This window comes from Silvania sp., assembly GCF_051656365.1.
Taxonomy (GTDB): Bacteria; Pseudomonadota; Gammaproteobacteria; order Enterobacterales; family Enterobacteriaceae; genus Enterobacter; species Enterobacter hatchlandensis.
The window spans coordinates 16,340-41,360 of record NZ_JBOGBT010000037.1 but is presented as its reverse complement, the minus strand read 5'-3'; the positions used below and the strand labels follow the sequence as shown (position 1 = coordinate 41,360).

At 57.0% G+C, this 25,021-nt stretch carries 22 protein-coding genes; 5 read left to right on the top strand and 17 right to left on the bottom strand.

Annotated elements, in window-relative coordinates:
- Positions 1-7: 7 nt before the first annotated feature.
- Genes ACRDD5_RS07580 through cecR form a run of 4 tightly spaced genes read right to left on the bottom strand, consistent with a single transcriptional unit; the run spans position 8 to position 4,532 of the window.
- Positions 8-1,141, bottom strand: coding sequence for an ABC transporter permease (locus ACRDD5_RS07580; protein WP_438676371.1), 1,134 nt, complete (start codon positions 1,139-1,141; stop codon positions 8-10).
- Complete coding sequence (locus ACRDD5_RS07575; protein ID WP_438676370.1) at positions 1,131-2,870, bottom strand: ATP-binding cassette domain-containing protein; 1,740 nt, start codon at positions 2,868-2,870, stop codon at positions 1,131-1,133. Before ACRDD5_RS07575 ends, ACRDD5_RS07580 begins: the two co-directional genes overlap by 11 nt.
- The gene (gene hlyD / locus ACRDD5_RS07570; RefSeq protein WP_271281571.1) at positions 2,863-3,858 is read right to left on the bottom strand and encodes a secretion protein HlyD; all 996 of its coding nucleotides are present in this window, start codon (positions 3,856-3,858) and stop codon (positions 2,863-2,865) included. Before hlyD ends, ACRDD5_RS07575 begins: the two co-directional genes overlap by 8 nt.
- Entirely contained in the window at positions 3,855-4,532 is a 678-nt protein-coding gene (cecR, locus tag ACRDD5_RS07565; RefSeq protein WP_438676369.1) for a transcriptional regulator CecR, read from the bottom strand. Before cecR ends, hlyD begins: the two co-directional genes overlap by 4 nt.
- A gap of 230 nt (positions 4,533-4,762) precedes the next feature.
- Here cecR and rhlE point away from each other — a divergent pair, with 230 nt between their 5' ends.
- The 3 genes from rhlE to ybiB all read left to right on the top strand — a co-directional run bounded on the left by rhlE (position 4,763) and on the right by ybiB (position 9,636).
- The gene (rhlE, locus tag ACRDD5_RS07560) at positions 4,763-6,139 is read left to right on the top strand and encodes an ATP-dependent RNA helicase RhlE (protein ID WP_438676368.1); all 1,377 of its coding nucleotides are present in this window, start codon (positions 4,763-4,765) and stop codon (positions 6,137-6,139) included.
- A 96-nt stretch (positions 6,140-6,235) separates the two neighbouring features.
- Positions 6,236-8,413 carry an ATP-dependent DNA helicase DinG gene (dinG, locus tag ACRDD5_RS07555; RefSeq protein WP_438676367.1) on the top strand — a complete coding sequence of 726 codons (2,178 nt, stop codon included), beginning with the start codon at positions 6,236-6,238 and terminating at the stop codon, positions 8,411-8,413.
- Between the two features lie 260 nt (positions 8,414-8,673).
- Positions 8,674-9,636 carry a DNA-binding protein YbiB gene (ybiB, locus tag ACRDD5_RS07550; RefSeq protein WP_438676366.1) on the top strand — a complete coding sequence of 321 codons (963 nt, stop codon included), beginning with the start codon at positions 8,674-8,676 and terminating at the stop codon, positions 9,634-9,636.
- 110 nt (positions 9,637-9,746) lie between these two features.
- On the opposite strand, the gene ybiJ is transcribed toward ybiB, so the two are convergent.
- From ybiJ to mcbA, 5 genes are all read right to left on the bottom strand, one after another.
- Positions 9,747-10,007, bottom strand: coding sequence for a DUF1471 family protein YbiJ (gene ybiJ / locus ACRDD5_RS07545; RefSeq protein WP_271281581.1), 261 nt, complete (start codon positions 10,005-10,007; stop codon positions 9,747-9,749).
- 284 nt (positions 10,008-10,291) lie between these two features.
- A complete protein-coding gene (locus ACRDD5_RS07540; protein WP_271281582.1) occupies positions 10,292-10,558 on the bottom strand; it encodes a DksA/TraR family C4-type zinc finger protein in 267 nt (88 codons plus the stop codon).
- Positions 10,559-10,631: 73 nt separating this feature from the next.
- A complete protein-coding gene (gene ybiX / locus ACRDD5_RS07535; protein WP_438676365.1) occupies positions 10,632-11,309 on the bottom strand; it encodes a PKHD-type hydroxylase YbiX in 678 nt (225 codons plus the stop codon).
- A gap of 41 nt (positions 11,310-11,350) precedes the next feature.
- The gene (locus ACRDD5_RS07530) at positions 11,351-13,639 is read right to left on the bottom strand and encodes a catecholate siderophore receptor Fiu (RefSeq protein ID WP_438676364.1); all 2,289 of its coding nucleotides are present in this window, start codon (positions 13,637-13,639) and stop codon (positions 11,351-11,353) included.
- Positions 13,640-13,911: 272 nt separating this feature from the next.
- Positions 13,912-14,172 (bottom strand): DUF1471 family periplasmic protein McbA, encoded by a 261-nt coding sequence (mcbA, locus tag ACRDD5_RS07525; RefSeq protein WP_271281585.1) that lies wholly within the window; start codon positions 14,170-14,172, stop codon positions 13,912-13,914.
- A gap of 241 nt (positions 14,173-14,413) precedes the next feature.
- Here mcbA and rlmF point away from each other — a divergent pair, with 241 nt between their 5' ends.
- Positions 14,414-15,328: a 23S rRNA (adenine(1618)-N(6))-methyltransferase RlmF gene (rlmF, locus tag ACRDD5_RS07520; RefSeq protein WP_438676363.1), complete on the top strand. Its 915-nt coding sequence runs from the start codon at positions 14,414-14,416 to the stop codon at positions 15,326-15,328.
- A 5-nt stretch (positions 15,329-15,333) separates the two neighbouring features.
- Here the strand turns inward: rlmF and ybiO are convergent, their stop codons facing one another.
- From ybiO to rhtA, 6 genes are all read right to left on the bottom strand, one after another.
- Entirely contained in the window at positions 15,334-17,538 is a 2,205-nt protein-coding gene (gene ybiO / locus ACRDD5_RS07515; protein ID WP_271281587.1) for a mechanosensitive channel protein, read from the bottom strand.
- A gap of 123 nt (positions 17,539-17,661) precedes the next feature.
- Complete coding sequence (gene glnQ, locus ACRDD5_RS07510) at positions 17,662-18,384, bottom strand: glutamine ABC transporter ATP-binding protein GlnQ (RefSeq protein WP_271281588.1); 723 nt, start codon at positions 18,382-18,384, stop codon at positions 17,662-17,664.
- Positions 18,381-19,040, bottom strand: a complete 660-nt coding sequence (glnP, locus tag ACRDD5_RS07505) for a glutamine ABC transporter permease GlnP (RefSeq protein WP_271281589.1) — start codon at positions 19,038-19,040, stop codon at positions 18,381-18,383. The genes glnQ and glnP overlap by 4 nt, the downstream gene beginning before the upstream one ends.
- Positions 19,041-19,117: 77 nt before the next feature.
- A complete protein-coding gene (glnH, locus tag ACRDD5_RS07500) occupies positions 19,118-19,864 on the bottom strand; it encodes a glutamine ABC transporter substrate-binding protein GlnH (protein ID WP_271281590.1) in 747 nt (248 codons plus the stop codon).
- 362 nt (positions 19,865-20,226) lie between these two features.
- A complete protein-coding gene (gene dps / locus ACRDD5_RS07495) occupies positions 20,227-20,730 on the bottom strand; it encodes a DNA starvation/stationary phase protection protein Dps (protein ID WP_271281591.1) in 504 nt (167 codons plus the stop codon).
- A 302-nt stretch (positions 20,731-21,032) separates the two neighbouring features.
- Positions 21,033-21,920 (bottom strand): threonine/homoserine exporter RhtA, encoded by an 888-nt coding sequence (gene rhtA / locus ACRDD5_RS07490; protein ID WP_271281592.1) that lies wholly within the window; start codon positions 21,918-21,920, stop codon positions 21,033-21,035.
- Positions 21,921-22,274: 354 nt separating this feature from the next.
- On the opposite strand from rhtA, the gene ompX reads away from it, so the two are divergent.
- The gene (gene ompX, locus ACRDD5_RS07485) at positions 22,275-22,793 is read left to right on the top strand and encodes an outer membrane protein OmpX (protein ID WP_271281593.1); all 519 of its coding nucleotides are present in this window, start codon (positions 22,275-22,277) and stop codon (positions 22,791-22,793) included.
- Between the two features lie 69 nt (positions 22,794-22,862).
- Here the strand turns inward: ompX and ACRDD5_RS07480 are convergent, their stop codons facing one another.
- Both ACRDD5_RS07480 and mntS read right to left on the bottom strand, forming a co-directional pair.
- The gene (locus ACRDD5_RS07480; protein WP_438676362.1) at positions 22,863-24,446 is read right to left on the bottom strand and encodes a phosphoethanolamine transferase; all 1,584 of its coding nucleotides are present in this window, start codon (positions 24,444-24,446) and stop codon (positions 22,863-22,865) included.
- A gap of 279 nt (positions 24,447-24,725) precedes the next feature.
- Positions 24,726-24,854, bottom strand: a complete 129-nt coding sequence (gene mntS / locus ACRDD5_RS07475) for a manganase accumulation protein MntS (RefSeq protein WP_271281595.1) — start codon at positions 24,852-24,854, stop codon at positions 24,726-24,728.
- Positions 24,855-25,021 lie beyond the last annotated feature (167 nt).

The window sequence follows — 25,021 nt, the reverse complement described above, 5'->3', positions numbered from 1 at the left end:
TTGCTCCTTAATCCAGCCGCCGTTTGGTTTTCATCCACGTCAGCCCGATAAACATCACCGCCGAGGCGATTAAAAACAGCAGATTGACGATCAGCACCACCGGGATATTGCCCGCCAGAAACAGGCTTTGCAGGGTACTGACAAAATAGCGTGCCGGAATAATGTAGGTCACCGCGCGGATCGCCGCGGGCATACTGTCGATCTGGAAAATAAACCCGGACAGCATAATCGACGGCAGAAAGGCGGCGTTCAGCGCCACCTGGGCGGCATTAAACTGGTTGCGGGTGACGGTGGAAATCAACAGTCCCATCCCCAGCGTGCTGAGCAAAAACAGGCTGGTGATGATAAACAGCACCACCAGCGAGCCGCGATAAGGCACGCCGAGAATAAACACTGACACCAGCATGCAGAGCAGCATCGCCAGCATCCCGAGGAAGTAGTAGGGGATAAGCTTACACAGCAGCAGCTCGGTGCGCGTCACTTCGGTGGAGAGCAGCGCCTCCATGGTGCCGCGCTCCCACTCGCGGGCGATCACCAGCGAGGTTAAAATCGCGCCGATCACCGTCATGATAATGGTCACCGCGCCGGGGATAATAAAGTGCTGGCTGATGGCCGCCGGGTTAAACCAGTAGCGGGTCTGGACGTCGATCAGCGGTTCGAATTTCTCGCCGCGATCTTCGGCCCGCTGCATCTGCCACAGCTGCCAGATCCCCTCGGTGTAGCCCTGCACAAAGTTGGCCGTGTTGGGCTCGCTGCCGTCGGTGATCACCTGGATGGGGGCGGTTTCATTTGGGCGCGCCATCTGGGCGGCGAAATCTACCGGGATAACAATCAGGCCGCGAATGCGCCCGGCCTGCATCATCTGGATCAGCTGCTGGCGATCGTCGCTGATGGTGGCGTCGATATACGGCGAACCGGTCATGGCGTGAGTAAAGTCCAGCGCCTCTTCGCTGCGCTGCTCCAGCAGAATGCCGACCCGCAGCTTGCTGGAGTCGAGGTTAATGCCGTAGCCAAAAATGAACAGCAACAGCAGGGGGATCACCACCGCAATCAGCCAGCTGCTCGGATCGCGCACAATCTGGCGCGTCTCTTTAATGCACAGGGCGCGCACCCGGCGCCAGGAGAGGGCGCTACTGGACATGACCATGCTCCTTATCCCAGTCGTTAATCAGGGTAATAAACGCCTGCTCCATGGTCGGGTCGGCCTGGCTTTCGTCCGCCGCCTGGGCTTTCAGATCGTCCGGGGTGCCGTGGGCAATCAGCTTGCCGCGATAGACCAGCCCAATCCGGTCGCAATATTCCGCCTCATCCATAAAGTGGGTGGTGACCATCACCGTCACCCCTTTTTCCACCATGCTGTTGATATGCAGCCAGAATTCGCGGCGGGTGAGGGGATCGACCCCGGAAGTGGGCTCATCGAGAAACAAAATATCCGGCTCATGCATCAGGGAACAGGCCAGCGCCAGCCGCTGCTTGAAGCCGAGCGGCAGGTCATCGGTGGCGTGGCTGGCGATGCTGCGCAGGCCAAAGGCCTCACTCATACGATCGATCTTTTCGTTCTGCGCCCGCCCACGCAGGCCGTACACGCCGGAGAAAAAGCGCAGGTTCTGCTCGACGGTCAGGTTGCCGTAGAGGGAAAACTTTTGCGCCATATAGCCCAGATGCTGCCGCGCCTTGCCGGAGCTGACTTTTAAATCCATATCCAGCACCAGCGCTTTGCCGGAGGTCGGTACCAGCAGGCCGCACATCATCTTAAAGGTGGTGGATTTGCCCGCGCCGTTAGGGCCCAGGAGGCCGAAAATTTCCCCGCGCTTCACGGCAAAGTTGACGTCGTCGGTGGCGGCAAAATCGCCAAACTTTTTGGTCAGCGATTTAGCTTCGATCACCGTTTCGCCAGGCGTCCCATCAACAGTATGCAGGATCGCCCCGAGAGGGGATTCCGCGGTGCCTGCCCCGCCCAGCAGGTCGATAAACGCATCTTCAAAGCGCGGGGCAGTGTCGTCGAGGGTCAGCTCCGACAGGCCCGCACCCTGGCGGATATCCTCGGCGCTGGCCCCTTTTTTAACGATCACCCGCACCGATTTGCCCTGGATCATCCCGTCGCTGACCTCGGGTAGCTTTAGCACCCGCTGCAGCAGGCGGCGGTTATTCTCCTGCGGCGTGTGCAGCAGCAGGCTGCGCCCGGTCATGCTGTGGGTCAGGGCGGTTGGATCGCCCTGATACAGCAGCTCTCCCTCGTTCATCAGCAGCACGTCCCGACACTGTTCGGCCTCGTCGAGATACGACGTGCTCCAGAGGATCAGCATCCCGTCGCCCGCCAGCTCATGCACCATCTGCCACAGCTCCCGGCGCGAGATCGGGTCAACGCCGACGCCGGGTTCATCCAGCAGCAATACCTGCGGTTCGCCCACCAGCGTGCAGGCCAGCCCCAGCTTCTGCTTCATCCCACCGGAGAGTTTGCCCGCCAGGCGGCCGGTAAAGGGCCCGAGCGCGGTGAACTCCAGCAGGCGCTGGAAGGTTTTCTCCCGCACCTCGCCGGTGACGCTGCGCAGATCGGCGTACAGGGTCAGGTTCTCCATCACCGTCAGATCTTCGTATAAGCCGAACTTCTGCGGCATGTACCCCAGCATGGCGTGCAGGGCGCGATCGTCCTTGATGGGATCGAGTCCCAGCACGCTGGCCGTGCCCTCATCGGGCTTTAGCAGCCCGGCGAGCATGCGCATCAGGGTGGTTTTCCCGGCACCGTCCGGGCCGACCAGCCCGGTGACATAGCCTTTATGCAGCGTGCAGTCGAGCGGTGCGACGGCGGGTTTGTCCATCCCGGCAAAGCGTTTGACCAGCCCCGAGAGCTGGATTACCGCGTCATTCATGGCGTTGTCCATTATCGAAGCTGACGGTCACCGGCATCCCCTGGCGCAGGGCGTCGTCGGCATCGTTGACGATAATGCGCAGGCGATAAACCAGATCGGTGCGCAGATCCGGGGTTTCGACCGTTTTAGGCGTGAATTCAGCCGTCGGTGAGACAAACCCGATTTTGCCGTGGTACGGCTTATCCGGTCGTCCGTCGGTATAGAGCAACACTTCGCGCCCCGGCTTCGCATCGCCAAGACTGGTTTCATCAATATAGGCACGCACCCAGACCGGGCGGGTCAGGGAGAGGGTCAGCACCGTGCTGCCCGCGCTTAACATGCTGCCCGGCTCCACGGCGCGGGTCATCAGCGTGCCGTTAGCCGGGGCCACCAGGGTGGTGTCGTGCAGGTCGAGCTGGGCCTGCGCCAGCTGGGCCTGAGCCTGTTCAAGGCTGGCTTTCGCCTGGGCGATATCCTGCTCACGGTTGCCGGAGCGGTACTGGCGCAATTTATCCTGCGCCGATTTCAGGCTCGCCAGGGCCTGATCCCGTGAGGAGCGGGCGTTTTCCAGATCGTTGGCCGACACGGTGCGGCTTTTCCACAACCCCTGCTGGCGGGCGAAGAAGTTCTGCGCGTAGTCATACGCGGCCTGCGCCTGTTTGACGGCGGCGGCGGCCTGAGCCACCTCTTCGTCACGGTAGCCTGCCTGCATTAAATCGTACTGCGCCTGGGCCACGGACACCCCGGCCTGCGCCTGCAGGAGCGCATTCTGGTACGGGGCTTTATCCAGCTCGCCCAGCGTCTGGCCGGCGGCAATCGCATCCCCTTCATCGACGGCTAACGAGGCCAGTCGCCCGCCGACGCGAAAGCTCATGTTTAGGGTGCGAATATCAACGTTACCGTACAGGGTCAGCGGTTTATCCTGCTGACTGTGATACCACCACCAGCCGCCGCATCCGGCGGCCAGCAAAACCACCACTGCCAGAACAATGACTACAGGTTTTTTCATGACTCCAGGCTCCTTAGCGTTAAACCTTGCAGGATCAGATCGACGTGGCAGGTAATGACCTGACCAATTTGCGCGGCTTTATCCTCATCAAATTCCGTCCAACCGGTGCGTAACAAAATCGTCTCGCGGCCCAGGCGAAACGCCAGCACTTCACCCAGCAGCGCATGAGTATGCAAAATGGTCTGCGTATCGCTGGCATCACGTCCGGTATAGGCCGCCACCAGCCGGGTCAGATGGGTGTGCATCGGCGCGATAACCTGATCGTGTACCAGCTGGTAGGCAGCGGAAGGCGAGAGCTGCTCGCGTGAGATAAACTTACTCAGGTTCAGCGTATCGTCGTGGGTGAGCAGCTGAATCATGTTGTGGCAGGCATTCAGGATCAGCTGACGGATAGCCGCACGATCCGGCCTGGGGGCAACCAGCAGTTCGGAGGCCGCCTCCACGTGAGGGCGAAAGTTCGTGCCGATAAAATCGGCGATCCACTGGGCGCAGGCGAGGTACAGATCCTCTTTCGATCCAAAGTAGTAGGTGATGGCGGCGATATTCTGCCCGGCCTGGGCGGCGATATCTCGCGTGGTGGCATGCATACCGTACTCGCCAAACTGCGCCAGTGCGGCGGCAATTAGCTGGCTTTTAGCCTGCTCGCCTTTAGTGGTGGTCGGGACTGGATTCATCACTGTTCACAGAGTTAATCAATCGATTGATTAATATTATGTCGGATTTGAGATAAGTCCAGCCAGCCGGAGAAATATTTCGCTGATGAATCGCTGCGGGATATTTTATGCGCCATGTCACAAAAGCTGCTACACTCCGCTGCTTCGCGACACTGTGGTTTTTGTCCTCTTTTTTGTCATTATCTCCCTGAAAACTACACCTGAAACGGTCGGGGCGGTTCGGAGTTGTTATGTCTTTTGATACCCTTGGCCTGAACCCGGAAATTCTGCGTGCTGTAGAAGAACAGGGCTACCGCGAACCTACCCCTATTCAGCAGCAGGCGATCCCTGCCGTACTGGCGGGCCGTGACCTGATGGCGAGCGCCCAGACCGGTACCGGTAAAACGGCGGGCTTTACCCTGCCGCTGCTGCAACGTCTGATTGAGAATGAACCGCATGCAAAGGGCCGTCGCCCGGTGCGCGCCTTGATCCTGACCCCAACCCGTGAACTGGCCGCCCAGGTGGGTGAGAACGTGCGTGAGTACAGCCGCTATCTCAATATCCGCTCACTGGTGGTATTCGGTGGGGTGAGCATTAACCCACAGATGATGAAACTGCGCAGCGGCGTTGACGTGCTGGTCGCCACCCCGGGCCGTCTGCTCGACCTGGAACATCAGAACGCCGTCAAGCTCGACAGCGTTGAAATCCTGGTGCTCGACGAAGCCGACCGCATGCTCGACATGGGCTTTATTCATGATATTCGCCGCGTGCTGGCTAAGCTGCCTGCGCGTCGCCAGAACCTGCTGTTCTCTGCGACCTTCTCTGACGAAATCAAACAGCTCGCTTCAAAACTGCTGCACAACCCGCTGGAAGTGGAAGTGGCGCGTCGCAACACCGCCTCTGAGCAGGTGACCCAGCATGTTCACATGGTGGATAAAAAGCGTAAGCGCGAGCTACTGTCCCAGATGATCGGCGAAGGCAACTGGCAGCAGGTGCTGGTCTTTACCCGCACCAAACACGGGGCGAACCACCTTGCAGAACAGCTGAACAAAGACGGGATCCGCAGCGCGGCGATCCACGGTAACAAAAGCCAGGGCGCCCGTACCCGCGCGCTGGCGGAATTCAAGTCCGGCGACATCCGCGTGCTGGTGGCAACCGACATCGCTGCCCGTGGTCTGGACATCGAAGAGCTGCCGCACGTGGTTAACTACGAGCTGCCGAACGTGCCGGAAGATTACGTGCACCGTATCGGTCGTACCGGTCGTGCAGCCGCAACCGGTGAAGCCCTGTCGCTGGTCTGCGTGGATGAAATCAAACTGCTGCGTGACATCGAACGCCTGCTGAAAAAAGAAGTTCCGCGTATCGCTATCGAAGGCTACGAGGTGGATCCGTCCATCAAAGCTGAGCCAATTCAGAACGGTCGCCAGGGTGGCGGTCGTGGACAGGGCGGTGGACGCGGGCAGGGCGGCGGTGGCCGTGGTCAACAGCAGCCGCGCCGTACTGATGGTCGTTCCGAAAGCGCCGCACCGAAGGCGGCCAGCAAGCCACCGCGTCGCGAGGGTGATGCCAAACCGGCAGGCGAACAGCAGCGCCGACGCCGTCCGCGCAAACCTGCTAGCGCGCAGTAATCTGGAAGCCCGGTCGTAAAGCCGGGCTTTTCTTTTTGCGGCCCGCCAGCGAAAGTGCCACAATAGTGGCTGTTTATACAGTATTTCAGGTTCATCATGGCTTTAACCGCCGCGCTGAAAGCGCAAATTGCCGCCTGGTATAAGGCGCTACAACAGCAGATCCCCGATTTTATCCCCCGCGCACCGCAACGGCAGATGATTGCCGATGTGGCGAAAACGCTCGCCGGGGACGAGGGCAGGCATCTGGCAATTGAGGCGCCGACCGGTGTCGGTAAAACCCTCTCCTACCTGATCCCCGGCATAGCCATCGCCCGGGAAGAACAAAAAACGCTGGTGGTGAGCACCGCCAACGTCGCCCTGCAGGATCAGATCTACAGCAAAGACCTGCCCCTGCTGCGCAAGATTATCCCCGACCTGCGCTTTACTGCCGCCTTTGGCCGCGGGCGCTATGTCTGCCCGCGCAATCTGGCGGCGCTTGCCAGCAGCGAACCCACCCAGCAGGATCTGCTGGCGTTCCTCGATGACGATCTCACGCCGAATAACAAAGCCGAGCAGGAGCTGTGCGCCCGGCTGAAGCTTGATCTCGACGGTTACAAATGGGACGGTCTGCGCGATCATACCGATAAAGCCATTGCGGACGACCTGTGGCGCCGACTCAGCACCGACAAGGCCAGCTGCCTGAATCGCAACTGTCACTACTACCGGGAGTGCCCGTTCTTTGTCGCCCGCCGCGAGATCCAGGAAGCCGAAGTGGTGGTCGCAAACCACGCGCTGGTGATGGCTGCGATGGAGAGCGAAGCGGTTCTGCCAGACCCGAAAAACCTCCTGCTGGTGCTGGACGAAGGCCACCATCTGCCGGACGTCGCCCGCGACGCGCTGGAGATGAGCGCCGAAATCACGGCCCCGTGGTTTCGCCTGCAGCTCGATCTGTTTTGCAAGCTGGTCGCCACCTGCATGGATCAGTTCCGTCCCAAAACGATACCGCCGCTGTCTGTCCCGGAGCGGCTGAGCGAGCACTGCGAAACGATATACGGCCATATCGCCTCGCTGAATAACATCCTCGACCTCTATCTTCCGCCCGGTCAGGAAGCGGAACACCGCTTTGAGATGGGCGCGCTGCCGGATGAGATCATGACCCTTTGCCGCGAGCTGGCCCAGCTTATCGAAAAGCTGCGCGGGCTGGCGGAGCTGTTCTTAAACGATCTCAGTGAAAAAACCGGCACCCACGACGTGGTGCGTGTACACCGGGTGCTGCTGCAGATGAACCGCGCGCTGGGCATGTTCGAGGGGCAGAGCAAGCTCTGGCGGCTGGCGTCAATGGCTCAGGCCTCCGGTGCGCCGGTCACCAAGTGGGCGACGCGGGAAGTGAGGGAGGGGCAGGTGCATCTTTTCTTCCACTGCGCGGGCATTCGCGTCAGCGATCAGCTGGAAAAACTGCTCTGGCGCAGCGTGCCGCATGTGGTGGTCACCTCCGCCACGCTGCGCTCGTTGAACAGCTTTTCGCGCCTGCAGGAGATGAGCGGCCTGAAAGAGAAAGCCGGGGATCGCTTTGTGGCCCTTGACTCACCGTTTAACCACTGCGAGCAAGGCAAGCTGGTGATCCCGCGCATGCAGTATGAGCCGCTGATTGATAACGAAGAGCAGCATCTTGCCGAGATGGCGGCCTACTTCCGCGAACAGCTGGAAAGCAAAAAATACCCCGGCATGCTGGTGCTGTTCGCCAGCGCCCGGGCGATGAATCTGTTTTTAACCTTCGTGACCGATCTGCGTCTGCTCCTGCTGGTACAGGGGGATCAACCCCGCTACCGACTGGTGGAGCTGCACCGTAAACGGATAGACAGCGGGGAGCGCAGCGTGCTGGTGGGGCTCCAGTCGTTTGCCGAAGGGCTGGATCTGAAGGGTGATTACCTCACCCAGGTGCACATTCACAAGATTGCCTTCCCGCCCATCGACAGCCCGGTGGTGCTCACCGAGGGGGAGTGGCTGAAAAGCCTCAACCGCTTCCCGTTCGAAGTGCAGAGCCTGCCGGCGGCGTCGTTTAACCTTATCCAGCAGGTCGGGCGTCTGATCCGTAGCCATAGCTGCTGGGGTGAAGTGGTGATCTACGATAAGCGCCTGCTGACAAAAAATTACGGCAAGCGTCTGCTGAATGCGCTGCCGGTGTTTCCCATTGACCAGCCAGAAGTGCCCGAGGTAAAAAAACGCCCGACTAAACCCGCCGCCGGGCGTAAAAAAAGCATCCATGCTAAGAGGCGCGGTCCTACTGGTAAGTGACGGTGCTCTGCCACCACCTGGCAGGCGGAATCAGCTCAGACAGAGACGGCGCAGCTTAACGCAGCGACGCTTAGTGTGGCGGAGAGAACCTTACGCATAATATTTCGCTTTCCTGTTGAGTTTCTCTTTTTTCTTAGATTACAGAGGGATGAGTTTGCCCGGGCGCAAAGGGATGGGGTTAAGGGCAATAAGAGAAATGTCTGTTCGCTGCCGCCTTATCGACGCTATAGTGTTAAAAAGCTGTCGCAAGGAGAGTTGTCGTGGATTATCGCAAAATTATCAAAGAGGTCGGACGGGGTAAAAACCACGCTCGCGACCTGGATCAGCAGACTGCCCGGGCGCTCTATACCCTGATGCTGAATGGCGAGGTGCCGGAGCTGGAGATGGGTGGCATTCTGATTGCGCTGCGTATTAAAGGGGAAGGTGAGGCCGAAATGCGCGGCTTCTATGAGGCGATGCAGGCGCAAACCCTGCGCCTGACGCCGCCTGTAGCAAAGCCGATGCCGGTGGTGATCCCCAGCTATAACGGCGCGCGCAAGCAGGCGAACCTTACCCCGCTGCTGGCGATTCTGCTCAACAAGCTCGGGTTCCCGGTGGTGGTGCACGGGGTCAGTGAAGATCCGACCCGGGTGCTGACTGAAACTATTTTTACCCTGATGGGCATCGAGCCTGTCCGCCACGGTGGGCAGGCGCAGGCGAAGCTGGAAGGGCATCAGCCGGTGTACATCCCGGTGAGCACGCTGTGCCCACCGCTGGAAAAACAGCTGGCGATGCGCTGGCGGATGGGGGTGCGAAACAGCGCCCACACGCTGGCGAAGCTGGCAACACCGTTTGGTGAAGAGGAGGCCCTGCGTCTTTCCAGCGTCTCGCACCCGGAATATGTCACCCGCGTCGCGACGTTCTTTGCCGATATCGGTGGCAGAGGGCTGCTGATGCACGGCACCGAAGGGGAGGTCTATGCCAATCCGCAGCGCTGTCCGCAGCAAACGCTGATTGAACCGGCCGGTACCCGGGTGGTGCTGGAGCGCGGTGAAGAGAACAGTAACGTGGCGCTGCCGCAGGCCAAAGACGCCGAAACCACGGCCCGCTGGATTGAGCACTGCCTCTCCGGACGTGAAGCGGTTCCTCACGCCATCAAGCTGCAGATGGCCTGCTGCCTGCTGGCGACCGGGCTGGCCGAGACGGTCCAGGCCGGGCTGGCGCGGGTTAACCAGAGTTTTTAAATAAAAAAAGCCCGTCCAGCGATGGACGGGCCAAAAAAGTAACAACAGGGTCAATGAGGGTTGGAGCTGCCCGCCAGCGAACTGGCGAGCGGGTGGAGATCGGATTCAGCTTACTTATAGATAACGGCAGTGCCGCTCATTTTGTTATTGGTGTTTGCAGAAGTAATGGTATAGCCGGTTGCGCCAGCGGCTTGTGCTTTCTCAGCCAGGCGTGCTTCCAGACCGTCCAGCGTGGTGGCGCCTTCAACGCTTACCACACCGATTTTGTTCATGCTGTTTGCCTGAGCAGCGGACACAGACTCCGCGGCAAAAGCACCGAAAGACAGAGTAGTCAGGGCAACAGCAGCAACAGCATATTTGATGGTTTTCATAGTTAATATCTCGCAGGTTATTCTGTTAAGGGGACGATGTTCCGTCGATGTGATAAGTATCACGCTTTTTTGCGAGAGATAAAATCGAAGAGAATTGACGTCGTCATTCGAAAAATTTGAATGACAAATAAGTTATTGAATATTAATCAATTCGGTTAATGTCTTTACCTTTCTTGCCGTTGTGCTTTACAGACGGCGAAAGGAGGGCACTTTTTGCGAAACCCTGGATTAAAATACGTGCGCAAAGACGAAACCGCTTGCGCGGCTCTCAGGGTTGCAGCAAGTCAACGTAACTGGCTGTCCTTCGATCCTCTGCGATTATATCCTGCGTGTGAAGCGGAATGTGAATCTTTATCCTGCTGGCAGGCGATACACAGCCTGACGCCGGGCACGGCCTGGCGCCGCGCTTCGGGGATCGGTACCCCGCACTCTTCACATTCCATCAGACTCTCGCCGCGCGGAATTTCACCCCGCGCCCGCGCCACCGCATCTTCAATGGTACTGTTGATCTGCTCGTTAACCGCATCATCGTTCGCCCAACCGGAAGCCATACGCCCCTCCTGACAGGTCTTTTCGCCTTACAGTAACTATGGGGTCAAAAAACGCACAATCCAAGGTTGAGGGTCAGATTTCAGACCATTCGCGCAGCAGGTTGTGGTAGAGATTCAGCAGGGACAGCACCTCGTCGCTTTCACCATGGCGGCCGCGCAGGGTCTGGATGTTGCGGTCCAGGTCGAACAGCATGTTGCGTTTTTTGTCATCGCGGATCATCGACTGGATCCACAAAAAGGACGCCACGCGCACGCCGCGGGTTACCGGGGTCACGCAGTGCAGGCTGCTGGACGGATACAGCACCAGATCCCCCGCCGGGAGCTTGACGCTGTGCTGGCCGAAGGTGTCATTCACCACCAGCTCGCCGCCGTCGTAGCTGTCGGGGGCGCTTAAAAAGAGAGTGGCGGAGAGATCGGTGCGCATCCAGCCGGTCTGCGGATGGCTGCGTACCGCGCCGTCAACGTGAAAACCGTACGTCTCCTGTTGCTGATAGCGGTTAAACAGCGGGCTGGAGATCTGACGCGGCAGGGCGGCGGCAAAGAACAGCGAGTGCTGATTCACTGCCTGTAGCACGGCCGCCTGCAGGGTCATGTACAGTTCACTCTGGGTATCCACCTGCTGATTATTTTTGACCTGCGCGCCCTGGTTGCCCACGGTGGCACGCCCGTCAACCCACGGCGCCTGATCCAGCTGGGTGCGGAACTGCGCCACCTCGTCGGCGTTCAGCACGCCCGGAATGTGATACATCATAAAGGGTTCCTCAAAAAGTGGGGCCGAAGCCCCACGATTGATCAGAAGTGCATGTTCGCCGTTAACATAAAGGTGCGCGGTTCACCTGGATGGTAACGGTAGCCGCTCTTGTTGATGGAGGAGACGTAATCTTCATCAAACAGGTTATAGACGTTCAACTGCATATCGAGGTTGCGGTTGACGCGATAGCCCAGCTTGGCATCCGCCACCCAGTAGCCTTCGGTAAAGGACGGCGTGCCGACCGCACCGTCGGAACCTCGGTGCATACTGCCAATGTAGCGCGCGCCTGCGCCAACGGAGATATCGTCCGTCGCCTGGTACTGGCTCCACAGGGTAAAGGCATGTTCCGGGGTGTACGGCAGCGACGAGGTACCGTCCTGCGCGACGTTATTGCCGGTCTGCACGCTGGCACGCTGCTGGGTGTAACCTCCAATCACCTGCCAGTTGGCGGTGATATTGCCCGCCGCCGACAGTTCATAGCCTTCGACGCGCTTTTTACCGTACTGGGAGTACGTGCCGTCGTCGTTCTGCTCGACTTCGTTTTCGATGTCGGTGCGGAAGAGGGCTGCCGACAGCAGGAGGCGTTTATCCAGCACTTCCCATTTGGTGCCCAGCTCGCTGGTTTTGGCCTTTTGCGGTTTAAAGTCGGTGCGGTTGGCGCTGCTGCCCGTTCCGCCCTGCGCCAGCGCAAAGTTGTTGCCGCCCGGCGGCTGCTGAGAGATGGCGTAGTTGACGTACACGTTGCCGTGCTCGGTCAGGTGGTAGAGCGCACCGGCTTTCCAGTTAACCAGATTGCCAGAGGTCGCGGTGTCCACGGTGGTGATCGGCGAACCTTTCGCCACGCCGGTTGGACAAGCTACTGCGCCGCGACCGGTGCCGCCGCAGATGCTGGCGCTGTCATATTCGGTGTGATACGTGTCGAGACGAATGCCGCCGTTCAGCTCAAAATCACGGGTGACTTGCAGCGTATCGAAGGCGTAAATCCCGAAGGTATCGGTCTGGCCGTTGGCGTTGGCACCGTTTCGGGTTAAGCCGCCAATGCTGACGTTGCTGTTCGGGTGATAGATATTCACCGGCGGCGGCGTCAGGGCATTCACGCCGTAGTTGGTCTGGGTTTCGCGGGTGAACTCCACCCCGGTACTGATGTCGTGGCCCACGCTGCCGGTATAGAATTTGGTCGTCAGGTTGGTCTGGTTGGTCAGGATCTTATTGCTGACATCTTTGGTGTTGGCATTGCGCGACCAGGTCCAGGTGTCCACGCTGTTGCGATCCGGCTGGGTAATGTTAGTGGCACCGCCCATGATCGCCGTCAGCAGATAATCCTGCTTTACACGCGACCAGCGCGTGGTGTTACGCACGGTGGTGGCGTCGTTGATGTCGTGTTCAAAACGCATCGTCGCGGTATCAGCGGTAGAGTCGTCGTAATCAGAGTCTGTACCGTAGTAGTTACTGGTATCCACTTTACCGGAGCTGTTCAGTGCCGCGGTGCCTGCCGACGGCGCCGAGTAGCCCGGCAGACCGATGGTCGGGATGCCGCCGTCCGGTGTGTTGTGTTGGGTGACATGTAGGTAGTTCAGGTAAAGACGGTTTTCCGTTCCCAGACCGAAGGCCAGCGAGGGAGCCACGCCGTAGCGCTCGTTTTGAATGTTGTCCCGACCTTCATCGTGGGTTTTCTCGCCCATCAGGTTCAGACGGAAGGCGGAGGTTTCACCCATCGTCTGGTTGATATCGATCGTGCCACGGCGCATGTACGCGCTGCCGACGCTGGCGGAGGCATCAATGCCGGAGTCCAGACGCGGTTGCTTGCTGATCATATTGATCGAGCCGCTTGGCGCACTGCGGCCATAGTCGCTGCCGGATGGGCCTTTGATCACTTCTACCTGTTCGGTATTGAAGGTATCGCGGGTGGCGCTGCTGATGTCGCGAATGCCGTCCACGTAAATACTGTTTGAGGTGTCTACACCGCGCATATACACCGAGTCACCGGTGGTGGAGTTGCCGTTTTCACCGGCAAAGAATGCGCCCACGCCCGGAACGTTTTTCAGGGCATCGGTCAGGTTGGTTGCACCCTGATCCTTCAGCACCTGATCAGAGATAACCGTGATAGTGCGGGTGGTGTCGGCGACAGGACGGCTGAATTTAGGGTCAGCGGATTTCGCCGGGGCATACAGCGAGGGCTGCTGCGCTTCGACGACCAGCGTGTCGTCAGATTTTTTTTCTGTATTGTCCGCCGCGAGAGCCGTCGCCACCGGGGAAAGACCGATACACAGGCCGGTGAAAAAGGTCAGCGAGTTAAAGCTGCTGAAAGGAACGTTGCGATTTTTATCCATATTGTTTAGTAACTTATAATTTTTAGTATCAAAATTTCCATTACGTCAGGGCAGGTCTGAGCCCGTCTCCTGTGCCACGCTTATCTCCGTAATGAACCTACAAATGATAATAATTACGATAAACATTATCATTTGGCGTGACTTTTTATCATTCTCGTCACGAAAATGAAATACGTAAATTTACATTACTGACGAAAAATCTTCACAAAGTGCAGGATGGCGAAAAAACGAACTGCACCCAAAAGGATGCAGTATGCAGTGCAGGAGGGGGATTACTTGTAGATGGTGGCAGTACCAAACATGCGGTTGTCGCCGCTGGCAGAGTTAACGACGTAGCCTTTTGCGCCCTGTTCACGCGCTTTTTCAGCCAGTTTGTCCTGCAGATCGCCAAGGTCGGTTGCACCAGAAACCTGAACGGTTCCTGCTGGCCTCAGTTGACCGGTATCGCCGTTGCTGAGTGATTCGATCGACCACGCAGCAAACGATGCGCCTGCCAGTGTAGCGGCAGCCAGCATTACCAGGTATTTTTTCATGATCACTTCCTCTGAATGACAACGGGTGATGCACACTAAGTGTAGAACGGGTCAGAGTGTGATTTAGTGCAAAAAATTGATGATGATCTGCTTATTTTTTGAACAACATATATTGACAATTTTATGACAAATCAGTGACATACAGGTATATGAATTTTAGCGATTTATTCTGCGCTGCAGAGAATTATTTACCCTGACCCCGGCAACGGGTATCTTACGCCGCTGTTTAAAGGAGAACGCCATGACACCCGAGAAGCCGGGGTTGCACCCACGCAACCGCCACCGCAGCCGTTACGACATGAATGCCTTATGCGAGAGCTGTCCGGCGCTGCGCGAATTTATCACCCAGACGCCTGGCGGCGAGCCGACGGTGAACTTTGCCGATCCGCAGGCCGTGAAGACGCTGAACAAAGCGCTGCTTGCCCATTTTTACGGCGTCGCGCAGTGGGATATCCCGGAAGGCTATCTCTGCCCACCTGTACCGGGGCGCGCAGATTACATTCACCATCTCGCTGATTTGCTGGCAGAAGGCAACGACGGCACCGTGCCCGCTCAGGCCACGATTCTGGATATCGGCACCGGCTCCAACCTGATCTATCCGCTGATTGGCGTGCATGAATACGGCTGGCGTTTCACCGGCAGCGAAGTGGATCCGCAGGCATTTGCCAACGCTACCACCATTATTAACGGCAACGCTGGCCTGACTCGCGCTATTCGCCTGCGTCGCCAGAAGGACGCCTCGGCAATTTTCGCCGGGGTGATCCATAAAAACGAGCAGTACGATGCCACTTTGTGTAACCCGCCATTCCATGATTCTGTCGAAGCCGCGCGCGCAGGCAGCGAGCGCAAGCGCCGCAATCTCGGCCAGGCCGCTGATGCCGCGCTGAACTTTGGCGGCCAGCAGCAGGAGCTGTGGTGCGAGGGCGGTGAAGTGGCCTTTATCCTGAAAATGATTGCCGAGAGCGCCCAGTTTGGCCGTCAGGTGAAGTGGTTCACCACTCTGGTATCACGCGGCGAAAATCTGCCCCCGCTGTACCGCGCCCTGACGGACGTCGGTGCAGTAAAAGTGGTGAAAAAAGAGATGGCGCAGGGCCAGAAGCAGAGCCGCTTTATCGCCTGGACGTTTATGGACAACGCCAAACGCCGTCAGCGTTAAGCGCGTCATAAGGTCGGCTGTTGGGATGGCGGTGCAGCGTTCGGCGACGGTAACAGCTGATACATCTGCACTGGCACCCGCACGTCGGCCAGATCGAAGTGTTTTTTCACCATGCTGTCGAGGGCGAAGCGCACCGTCCACTGCTTCAGCGGCTGGGTGGTGAACGACACCCGCAGCGTAAAGGCGGTGCTGGTCAGCCCGACAATCCCGACAAATGACGGCTCGCCGATAATCAGCCCGCGAATATCTTCCTTCTCCAGTAGCTCATCCACCGCCGCTTTCAGCGCCGCTTTCGCTTTCTCGGCATCTTCATGCCGGTCGACGTCGTAGTTGGCGACCACTGATCCTATGCCGCGCACAAAGTTAGCGAAGGTGGTGATCGAAGACCACGGGATGATGTGGTACGCGCCGGTGTCCTGACGCACCCCCACCGAACGAATCGACATCCGCTCCACCGTGCCGGTAAGCGGCCCGATGGTCACCAGATCCCCGGTGTTCATTCCGTTTTCAAACTGGATAAAGATCCCGGTGATGATATCCTTCACCAGCGTCTGTGAGCCGAACGAAATCGCCAGCCCCAGCGCCCCGGCACCCGCCAGCAGCGGGGCGATATTGACCCCGATTTCCGACAGCACAATCATGATGGTAATGGTGCTGATCACCACCGCCAGCGCGTTACGGAACAGGGTCAGCAGCGTGCGGGCCCGGGCGCTCGGCAGCGGGCGGCCGTGAATATCCGAGGCCAGCCGGTTCTCAATCAGGCTTGCCAGCAGCGTCCAGCCAATGGCCGAGAAGAACAGGATCAGCGCGATGCGGATCAGAATATCCACTGTTTTTTCGCCTGCGCCGTTATGCAGCCAGTTCCAGAAATCAAACAAACCCCAGGCGCTGAGCAGCAGCATAATGGCGACGCAGACCGTCAGGATCCGCGCCACTTTCAGTGAGACGGAGATCCAGCCGTTCAGCCGCTTTTGCAGCTCCGGATAGCTGCGCTGAACCTGAGGCGACAGAGTGACAGTTTTGGCGATCCAGCGTGACAGCAGGCCAGAGACAAAGGCCCCGATCCCCACGATCGCCAGACTGTGGAAGGTGGCCCCCATCATAAACTTCAGGCTGTTTCCCGGATCGAACAGGGAGAAGAAGCACAGCACGATGAAATAGGCGCAGGCCAGCCAGTGCCACACCAGCGCAAAGGCGCGAATAAACAGGCTGAAGAAGGCGAGGGAGCGGTCGGCAAGGTGCAGCAGCCCTTCGGTAATGGCGCGCTTGTTATGGAAAATTAAATACAGCGCCCAGACGGTGATGCCCAGCATAATCAGCACGTTGGCCAGCGCGCCAAACTGGACGTTGATCTGGTTAGAGATAATTGGCACCGCCACCATCAGGCCGTAGCCAATCAGGCCGCTCAACACGCTCAGGCGCAGCGCCCAGTAGTGCGCGGTGCGATCGTCAATCGCAAAGGGGCGCAGGTCGGGCACCCGGGGGCAAAATATCAGCCGCAAAATCGCTTTAAAAAACTCAATCAATGCGAAGGCGTTCAGGAACAGTGCCTGCTGGAAGGCGATGGTACGGTTGCCCGCGTTCATGTTTTCGCTCAACACCTGGCCGACAAACAGGGTCAGCGCCAGCAGCAGCAGGTCGATGATAAAGGCGCTGGTGATCATCAGCGGCAGGTGGAACCAGCTGCTCTTCTCCCGGTTCTTCTTGCGCCCCCAGCGGCCCATTTTGCGGTACAGCGGCCAGGCGCACAGGCGCACCAGCCAGAAAAAGGCGAACACGGCCCCGGCCAGCATCAGAAATTGCTGCGCGGCGTGGGTGAAGGTGTCCGGGTTAAAGGCTTTATGCGGGGTTCCTATCAGGTTGCGGTACAGCTGGGCGAAACGGGAGGAGAGGGCTTCGCCGTAGTGGCGGCTGACGTCGGTGACGTTTTCCAGCACCGTTTTCTGCTCAACAATATCCGGTGGGGTAATGGTCGGTACCGGCGTTTCCGGCGGCGTGGCGGCCACGCTGCGCAGCTGGGTGATCAGCTCGTTGCGCGAGGCGTCGTTGTCCAGCACGTCCGCGAGGGCCGAATAGGCGGCCTTCTTCTGCTCAACGTCCGGCTCGGCGGGCGGGCTAGTCTGCGTCGTGGACGCAGGCATGCCAGGCAGTGCGGCCGCCTGGGCAGGCGTGCAAAACAGGCTAAACAGGAGCAGCAGGATCCACGGCACGGCGTCCTCCGGTGACAATATCGAGCAAAATGATAAGTATAGAAGGCTAGCGGGGACGGGAGGATTTTGGGAGGATTCTGGTGAAAAGGCCGGGTTGTTACCCGGCCTGGAAAACACAACAGCTTACGACACGTGCTGCAGGAACTCCTGCAAACGCTGGCTTGGCGGGTTCTCAATTAAGGTTTGCGGATTACCGTCTTCGGCAATGCGGCCTTTATCAATGAAAATCAACCGTGAGGCCACCTTTTCGGCAAAGCCGATTTCGTGGGTCACAATCACCATCGTCATCCCTTCTTCCGCCAGGTCCTGCATGACCTTCAGCACTTCGTGGCGCAGTTCCGGGTCGAGGGCCGAGGTCGGCTCATCGAACAGCATCATCTTCGGTTTAACCGCCAGCGCACGGGCAATCGCCACGCGCTGCTGCTGGCCGCCGGAGAGCTCAGACGGGAAGTGGTGAGCGCGCTCAGCCAGGCCGACTTTCGCCAGCAGCTCTTTCGCCAGCTTCTCTGCCGCCGCTTTGTTGGCCCCGCGCACGCGCAGCGGACCAAACATTACGTTTTCCAGCGCCGTCAGGTGCGGGAACAGGTAGAACTGCTGGAACACCATGCCTGCTTCCTGGCGGATCAGGCGTTCGTCCACTTTCGGGTCGTTCACCTTGAGGCCATCAACGATCAGGTCGCCGCTGGTAATCTCTTCCAGCTTGTTGATGCAGCGCAGCAGGGTCGATTTCCCAGAGCCGGACGGCCCGATAATTACCACGACTTCACCCTGCTGGATGTTCAAATCAATGTTGTGCAGCACCTGGGTTGGACCAAAGTGCTTGGAGACGTTTTTAAATTCAATCACAGGATTTTCATCCTTCTTTCCAGACGACGCAGAACAAAGCTCAGCGCCAGCGTAATAATCAGATAGACCACCGCCACGGCGCTCCAGATTTCCAGTGCGCGGAAGTTACCGGCAATGATCTCCTGGCCCTGGCGGGTCAATTCCGCGACGCCGATAACAATGAACAGCGAGGTATCTTTAATACTGATGATCCACTGGTTACCCAGCGGTGGCAGCATGCGGCGCAGCGCCAGGGGCAGGATCACGTGGCGGATGGTTTCGCGACGGGACAGACCCAGCGCCAGACCGGCCTCGCTAAAGCCTTTGTGGATCGACAGCACCGCACCGCGGGTGATCTCGGCGATATAGGCGCCGGAGTTGATCATGATGGTGACCACCGCCGCACTGAACGGGTCAATGCGCAGATCGTTAAACGCCATTGGCAGGGCGAAGTAGATAAACATCACCTGCACAACGATCGGCGTGCCGCGGATCACTTCGATGAATACCAGTGCTACGTGGTTAGCAATCCAGCCGCCGTAGGTGCGGGCAAAACCGGCAACGAGGCCGATAATTAACCCGCCGATCAGACCGAGGACCGAAATCCACAGGGTCATTTTGGCGCCTTCAAGCAAAAGAGGAATGGCGGGCCAGATGGCGCTCCAGTCAAACTCCATGATGTGTTCCTGTATACCGTGGTGAAAACAACAGGGGGCGAAGGACGCCCCCAGGATAGCTGCTCAGAGCTTAATTATTATTTTGGCTCAACGCCGAACCATTTTTTATAAATTTCGTTATAAGTGCCGTTGTCGCGCAGGGTTTTCAGCGCGCCGTTCACTTTGGTACGCAGATCGTCGCTGCCTTTCGGGAAGGCGATGCCGTATTCCTGCGCTTCCAGAGACTCACCTACCGCTTTGAACTTGCCATTACCGGCAGTTTTGATGAAGTACAGGATGTTTGGCGTGTCGTGCAGCACGGCGTCAGCACGGTTGGTGCCCAACTCCATGTAGGCGTTATCGATGTTCGGGAACTGACGCAGGTCTTTGGTTTTGATGTTGGCTTTCGCGTAATCAACAGAACCGGTACCGCTCTTCACCGCGACCACTTTGCCGTCGAGATCTTTCGCGCTTTTCACGTCGTTGTTGTCGGCTTTAACCATCACCAGCAGGCCGCTTTTGTAGTAGCCGTCTGAGAAGTCGATCGCTTTTTTACGGGCGTCAGTAATGGTGATACCGGCCAGCGCCACGTCAACGTTTTTGGTTTGCAGTGCCGGAACGATACCGCTGAAGTCCATTGGCTTAAGGGTGTAATCCAGCTTCAGTTCTTTCGCGATGGCCGCCCACAGATCCACGTCAAAACCGACGTACTGGTCGCCCTGTTTAAATTCGAACGGTACGAAGGCGGTGTCGGTGGCGACAATCAGTTTTTTATCCGCAGCCTGAGAAGAAACCGCAAAAGCCAGGGTAAGTGCAGCCAGTGAAACTTTTAATACAGACTTCATAGCATTTCCTTTTATATCCACGGGGCGATCCCCTGCGAGAACGAACGGTTGTATGAAAAAATCGTGCCAACTTTATAACCGATTGTTTTGCTGAGGGTAACACGCATTTCATTGCACAAAAAGAGTGGCAATACGGATCGGTTGCACCATAACGGAGCGCTATTTTGGTGCAGCGATCTTTTATCACCAACAGTTATGCTATTTAGCGCAAATATTGGTGGGAAAACAATCTTTCGTTAACGATTGTGTGAGGTGATTATTACAAATATTTTACGTTTGCGGCGGGGAAGGGGGAAAGTGGCGCACCATAAAAGTGCAACACCCCCGCCGAAGGCGAGGGTGGTATTCACAAGTGTGATGGATTATTCGATGTTAGATTCGATAAACCACAGGAACTTGTCCAGGTCGCGGGAGGCCGCAGTGAGGATATCGGCGGTGTCTTCGTCTTTCGCTTCGCCAATCGCTTTACGTACATCGTTGGCAACCACCGCGTAACGATCCGCCAGCTCTTTCAGGTGATCCTGTACGCTGTGGATATCCAGAGGATAGCTTTTCAGCGAGGTTTTGCTGTTGATAACCTGAGTGGTACCCAGCGCCACACCGCCCAGCTGCACTGCTCGCTCTGCCAGCGTATCCAGATGTTCGGTCAGCGCAGTGCGGAAGCCGTCCAGCATTTCATGCACCGCGATAAAGTTGGCGCCGCGCATATTCCAGTGGGCTTGCTTGGTTATCAGTGACAGGTCAATGAACTGGATCACCTGGCGATTCAGCAACTCAATCGTCGCTTTCTTTTCGCTGTCTGAGACATCGTTACGGGTGTAAAGCAGACTTGGTGCTTTGGTTTTGACCAGTTTAGCAGTACTCATAATGTCATATCCTCTTGATGTGTTGTCCCAGTAATTAACGGAATCAAGTATAGCACCGGTATCTGGCGTTGCGATTGGGTGCTGCCTATCGGTTTAATAGTGAGAAGGTAATTGAAGTGGTTAAGATTATGATTTTACTGGTGAAGTTATATTGAAGGGTAAAACTATCTTATTTGTGACCTGCAGGCTGGCATGTGAAGAAATATTTCAGGCTGATGACAAATTATGCTGATAAATAAGGTGTTCGGGTATCTGGCTGTTATTCTGCATGCGGATAAGCCCGCATGCAGAATAACGTGCCGCTAGCGGATATCCACCTCTTCGACTTTGCTCTCCCGGCGCAGGGTCAGCGTCGAGCCCATCGAGGCGGCAATGATAGAACAGAGCGCCAGCGTCTGGGTAAAGGTCAGGGTTTCGCCGAGGAACACCATCCCGGACATCGCCGCAAGCGCGGGCTCCATGCTCATCAGGGTGCCAAAAATACGCGTCGGCAAGCGGGTCAGAGCGATCATCTCCAGCGAGTAGGGGAGAGCGGTGGAGAGCACCGCCACGGCCAGCCCCACCGGCAGTATCGACCACTGCCAGATAGATTCCGTCGCCTGCGCCATGCCGAGGGGAACAAACACGATGGCGGCGATCAGCGACCCGAGCGCCACGGTGGCAGGCCCGTGCTCTTCCCCGGCGCGTTGCCCGGTGAGGATATAGACGGCCCAGCAGGCACCCGCGCCCAGCGCCAGCAGCGCACCGGTTAAATCGATCTGGGATACATCCTGACCCAGCGGCAGCAGGAACCACAGCCCCAGCACCGCCAGCACCACCCAGACAAAATCCACCGCCCGGCGGGAGGAGAACAGCGCGACCGCCAGCGGGCCGGTAAACTCCAGCGCGACGGCAATACCTAGCGGAACGGTCTGAATCGACAGGTAAAAGAGGTAGTTCATCGCCCCCAGTGACAGGCCGTACAGCAGCAGAGGCAGCCGCTGCTCTTTCTTAAACCTCAGACGCCAGGGTTTGAAAATCACAATCAGGATCAGGGTCCCTAGCGCAATACGCAGCGCCGTTACACCCTGAGCACCCACAATGGGAAAAAGCGATTTTGCCAGCGACGCGCCGCTCTGGATCGAGAGCATGGCGATAAGGATAACGACGATGGGCAACCAGACCGGCGCCCTGCGAGACAACCCAGGCATCCTTTCTCCTGTCAATTTATGTCAAAGGGAGTAAAGGGTGGAGTGTAAAGTAAATAACGTCGGACGGTTGAGACTTTGTTGAAAAAAAGTCCCCAGAAATCCGTAGAATGGCCTCGGTGAGCTGGATAATTCACCAAACAGATTAGGAATTGTCTGGATGAATGTATCGTCTCTGCAGCGCACTATGAGTGTTTTAAAATATAAATTTAGTGTTTTTTGAAAGAGATAGCTGACGCAGGAAATGTTTGGTTACAGGAAAATTCGCGTTAGACATCACGATCGAGAAAGAGTTTCACAAGATTTTTTGATATATTTAAAACTTACGGATTTACTTGAAGCACATTTGAGGTGGTTATGAAAAAAATTGCATGTCTTTCAGCACTGGCTGCGGTTCTCGCTGTTTCTGCAGGTTCCGCTGTTGCGGCAACCTCTACCGTTTCTGGCGGTTACGCTCAGAGCGATATGCAGGGCGTGATGAATAAAACTAACGGTTTCAACCTGAAATATCGCTACGAGCAGGATAGCAACCCACTGGGTGTTATCGGTTCCTTTACCTACACTGAGAAAGATCGTTCGCATGCGGACTCTTATAACAAATCTCAGTACTACGGCATCACTGCGGGTCCAGCTTACCGTCTGAACGACTGGGCGAGCATCTACGGTGTTGTGGGTGTGGGTTACGGTAAATTCCAGAGCAATGAAAACCAGGCCCTGGCACACACTGATAGCACCAGCGACTACGGCTTCTCTTACGGCGCAGGTCTGCAGTTCAACCCAATCGAAAACGTTGCGCTGGACTTCTCTTATGAGCAGAGCCGCATCCGTAGCGTTGACGTTGGCACCTGGATCGCTGGCGTAGGCTACCGTTTCTAATCACTTCGGTGAGCCAATAAAAAATCCGCCAGTATGGCGGATTTTTTTTATCTGCTTTTTCTGCTTTACCTACCGGCTTTTCGTCTCAAACAGATCCGTGCCCAGATGGTTGTAGTCAACTTTCTGTAACTTGAAGTTGGTAACGTAAACCGGCGGCGCTTTGTCGTTCGACACAAACCGATAAGGGGTGTTGATCTCTTTCGCGCGAATCCCCGTCCACTGTGAGAAGAAGCTCAGGAAATCATTGGCAGAGCGGCGCGCTTTGATGATGCGATGCGATTTATCATCGCTGGAGAGCACCATAAACGGTACCTGGAAGTTCTGCTGGAAACCGTCGTCGTGCGCCAGATACTGCACCTCTTTCCCACGCTCTTTGAAAGCCAGCCCGTGATCGGAAAAATAGACCATCGAGAAGCTCTCGCCCGTGTTCTGCAGCTGGGTATACAGCTTGCTGAGCAGGTCGTCGGTCTGGGTCATGGTCTGAAGATAGCAGGACGTCTCTTTCGACTGCACAAACTCCGCGTATTTCCCCTGGGTGCGATCGCAGGCCTGCGGGTGTGAACCCATCAGGTGCAACACGATAAGCTGCGGCTGAGTACGCTGGGTGCTGAATACCTGCTCGGTCATTTTCAGCAGCGCCGTATCCTGAGTATTCTTATCTGCCTCAAAATCCCCGCTTTTCAGGAACTGCGCTTCATCTGCCCGTCGGGCGATACTGGCAATAGCTGTATCGTATTCGCCAATCTGTCCCTGATTAGAGAACCACCAGCTCTGGAAGCCCGCGCGGTTAGCCAGCGTCACGAAGTTATCCTGATACTGCGGCTTGTTGTCCACCACCCGGTTAAGCGTCAGCCCGAGCGATTTCTGCGTTGAACCGCTGGCAGCAATATAATCGGTAAACAATGTGCCGTTTACTTTGCTGGCAAACGGGGTGTTATCCCAGTGTCCACCAAACGCCCCCAGCGCATCGCGACGGGCGCTTTCACCGATCACCACCATATAGATGTGGTATTTCGGCTTTACCGACAGCACGTTCCAGGTGTCCTTGATCTGCGACAGGGCGCTCATCCGCGCCTGCTCATCCAGTACTTCCTGGTTGTTCACCACCACGTCTTTCACAAACCGAAACACCGGGTAGCCTGTATCTTTCAGCTTGAACACGCCGCCCCAGGCCAGGTTCTGCACAGGCGCGACAAAGAAAGTCGCGACGCTAAACACCAGGCACAGGGTATCTAATTTGCTCCAGGCTTTTTTTGCCTGCGGCTTACGTCGCACGGCAATCACGCCAAGGGCAAAGATAAACAGGCCGACCACGTAGCTGTACCACGGGAAAATGGTCAGGATTTCCGTCGACTCTTCCATGTTGGTGGAGTGCATCGCCAGCAGGGTATTAAAGTTGGGCGAGCCGTAGGCCTGAGAGAACGGGAAATATAACGCCGCGATCAGCGAGCAAAGCCCGAGCACACCCTTCTGCAGGCGCGGTGCGCGCAGCCAGAGCAGGTGCAAAATACAGGTGAACGCCACGGCATACAGCAAACTGAACGGGTAGCCAGAGGCAAAGTTAATAAGCAACGATTGTAAAAAGTAGAATCCCGTCCACGGGCTTAAGGCCCGGCTGCGGGTAATGAGCGTGTCTTTCAGGGTTAAATTCATAGGTCACTATCGTGAAAACGCCATGTGCTCACCCTGGCGCCAAGGGTCAAAACCTGCCTGAGAATGCGTAGAAGGGGAAGTGAGGTCCGCGTCTGCGAGCCGCAAAAAGTGCAGGGCTGCAAGAAGATAGAGCCAGCGGCGTTCCAGGTCAATAGTTATAAAGTGGGTGATATGAGAAGAGGATTACAATTCCGTAAAAAAGATCGGGGAATAGCGCTCAAACGGGCAGTATGGACGGGGGAGATGACAGAAAAATGACGCGGCGTACCAGGACGCCGCTTAGCGTGAAGGTTTGTCGTTCTGCTGAGGTTTGCCGTTAATAATGTCGCAAATCATATTCAGCAGCATTAAGCGTACTTTAAAGGGAGAGTGGCTAAACACGCGCATACACCTCTTGAATTCGTTCATTGTGACCTCCTGTTAAGTGATCCCTTCGATCCATGAAGGGTGACTGCATTACATACAGATATAGCACAGGCTATATTGTATAGCCAAGGCTATTACGTTAATTTTTTGTGCTTATGTAGTGATGGTTTACAATGGCCGCCCGTATATTGATTTGCTGGATGCGTCAT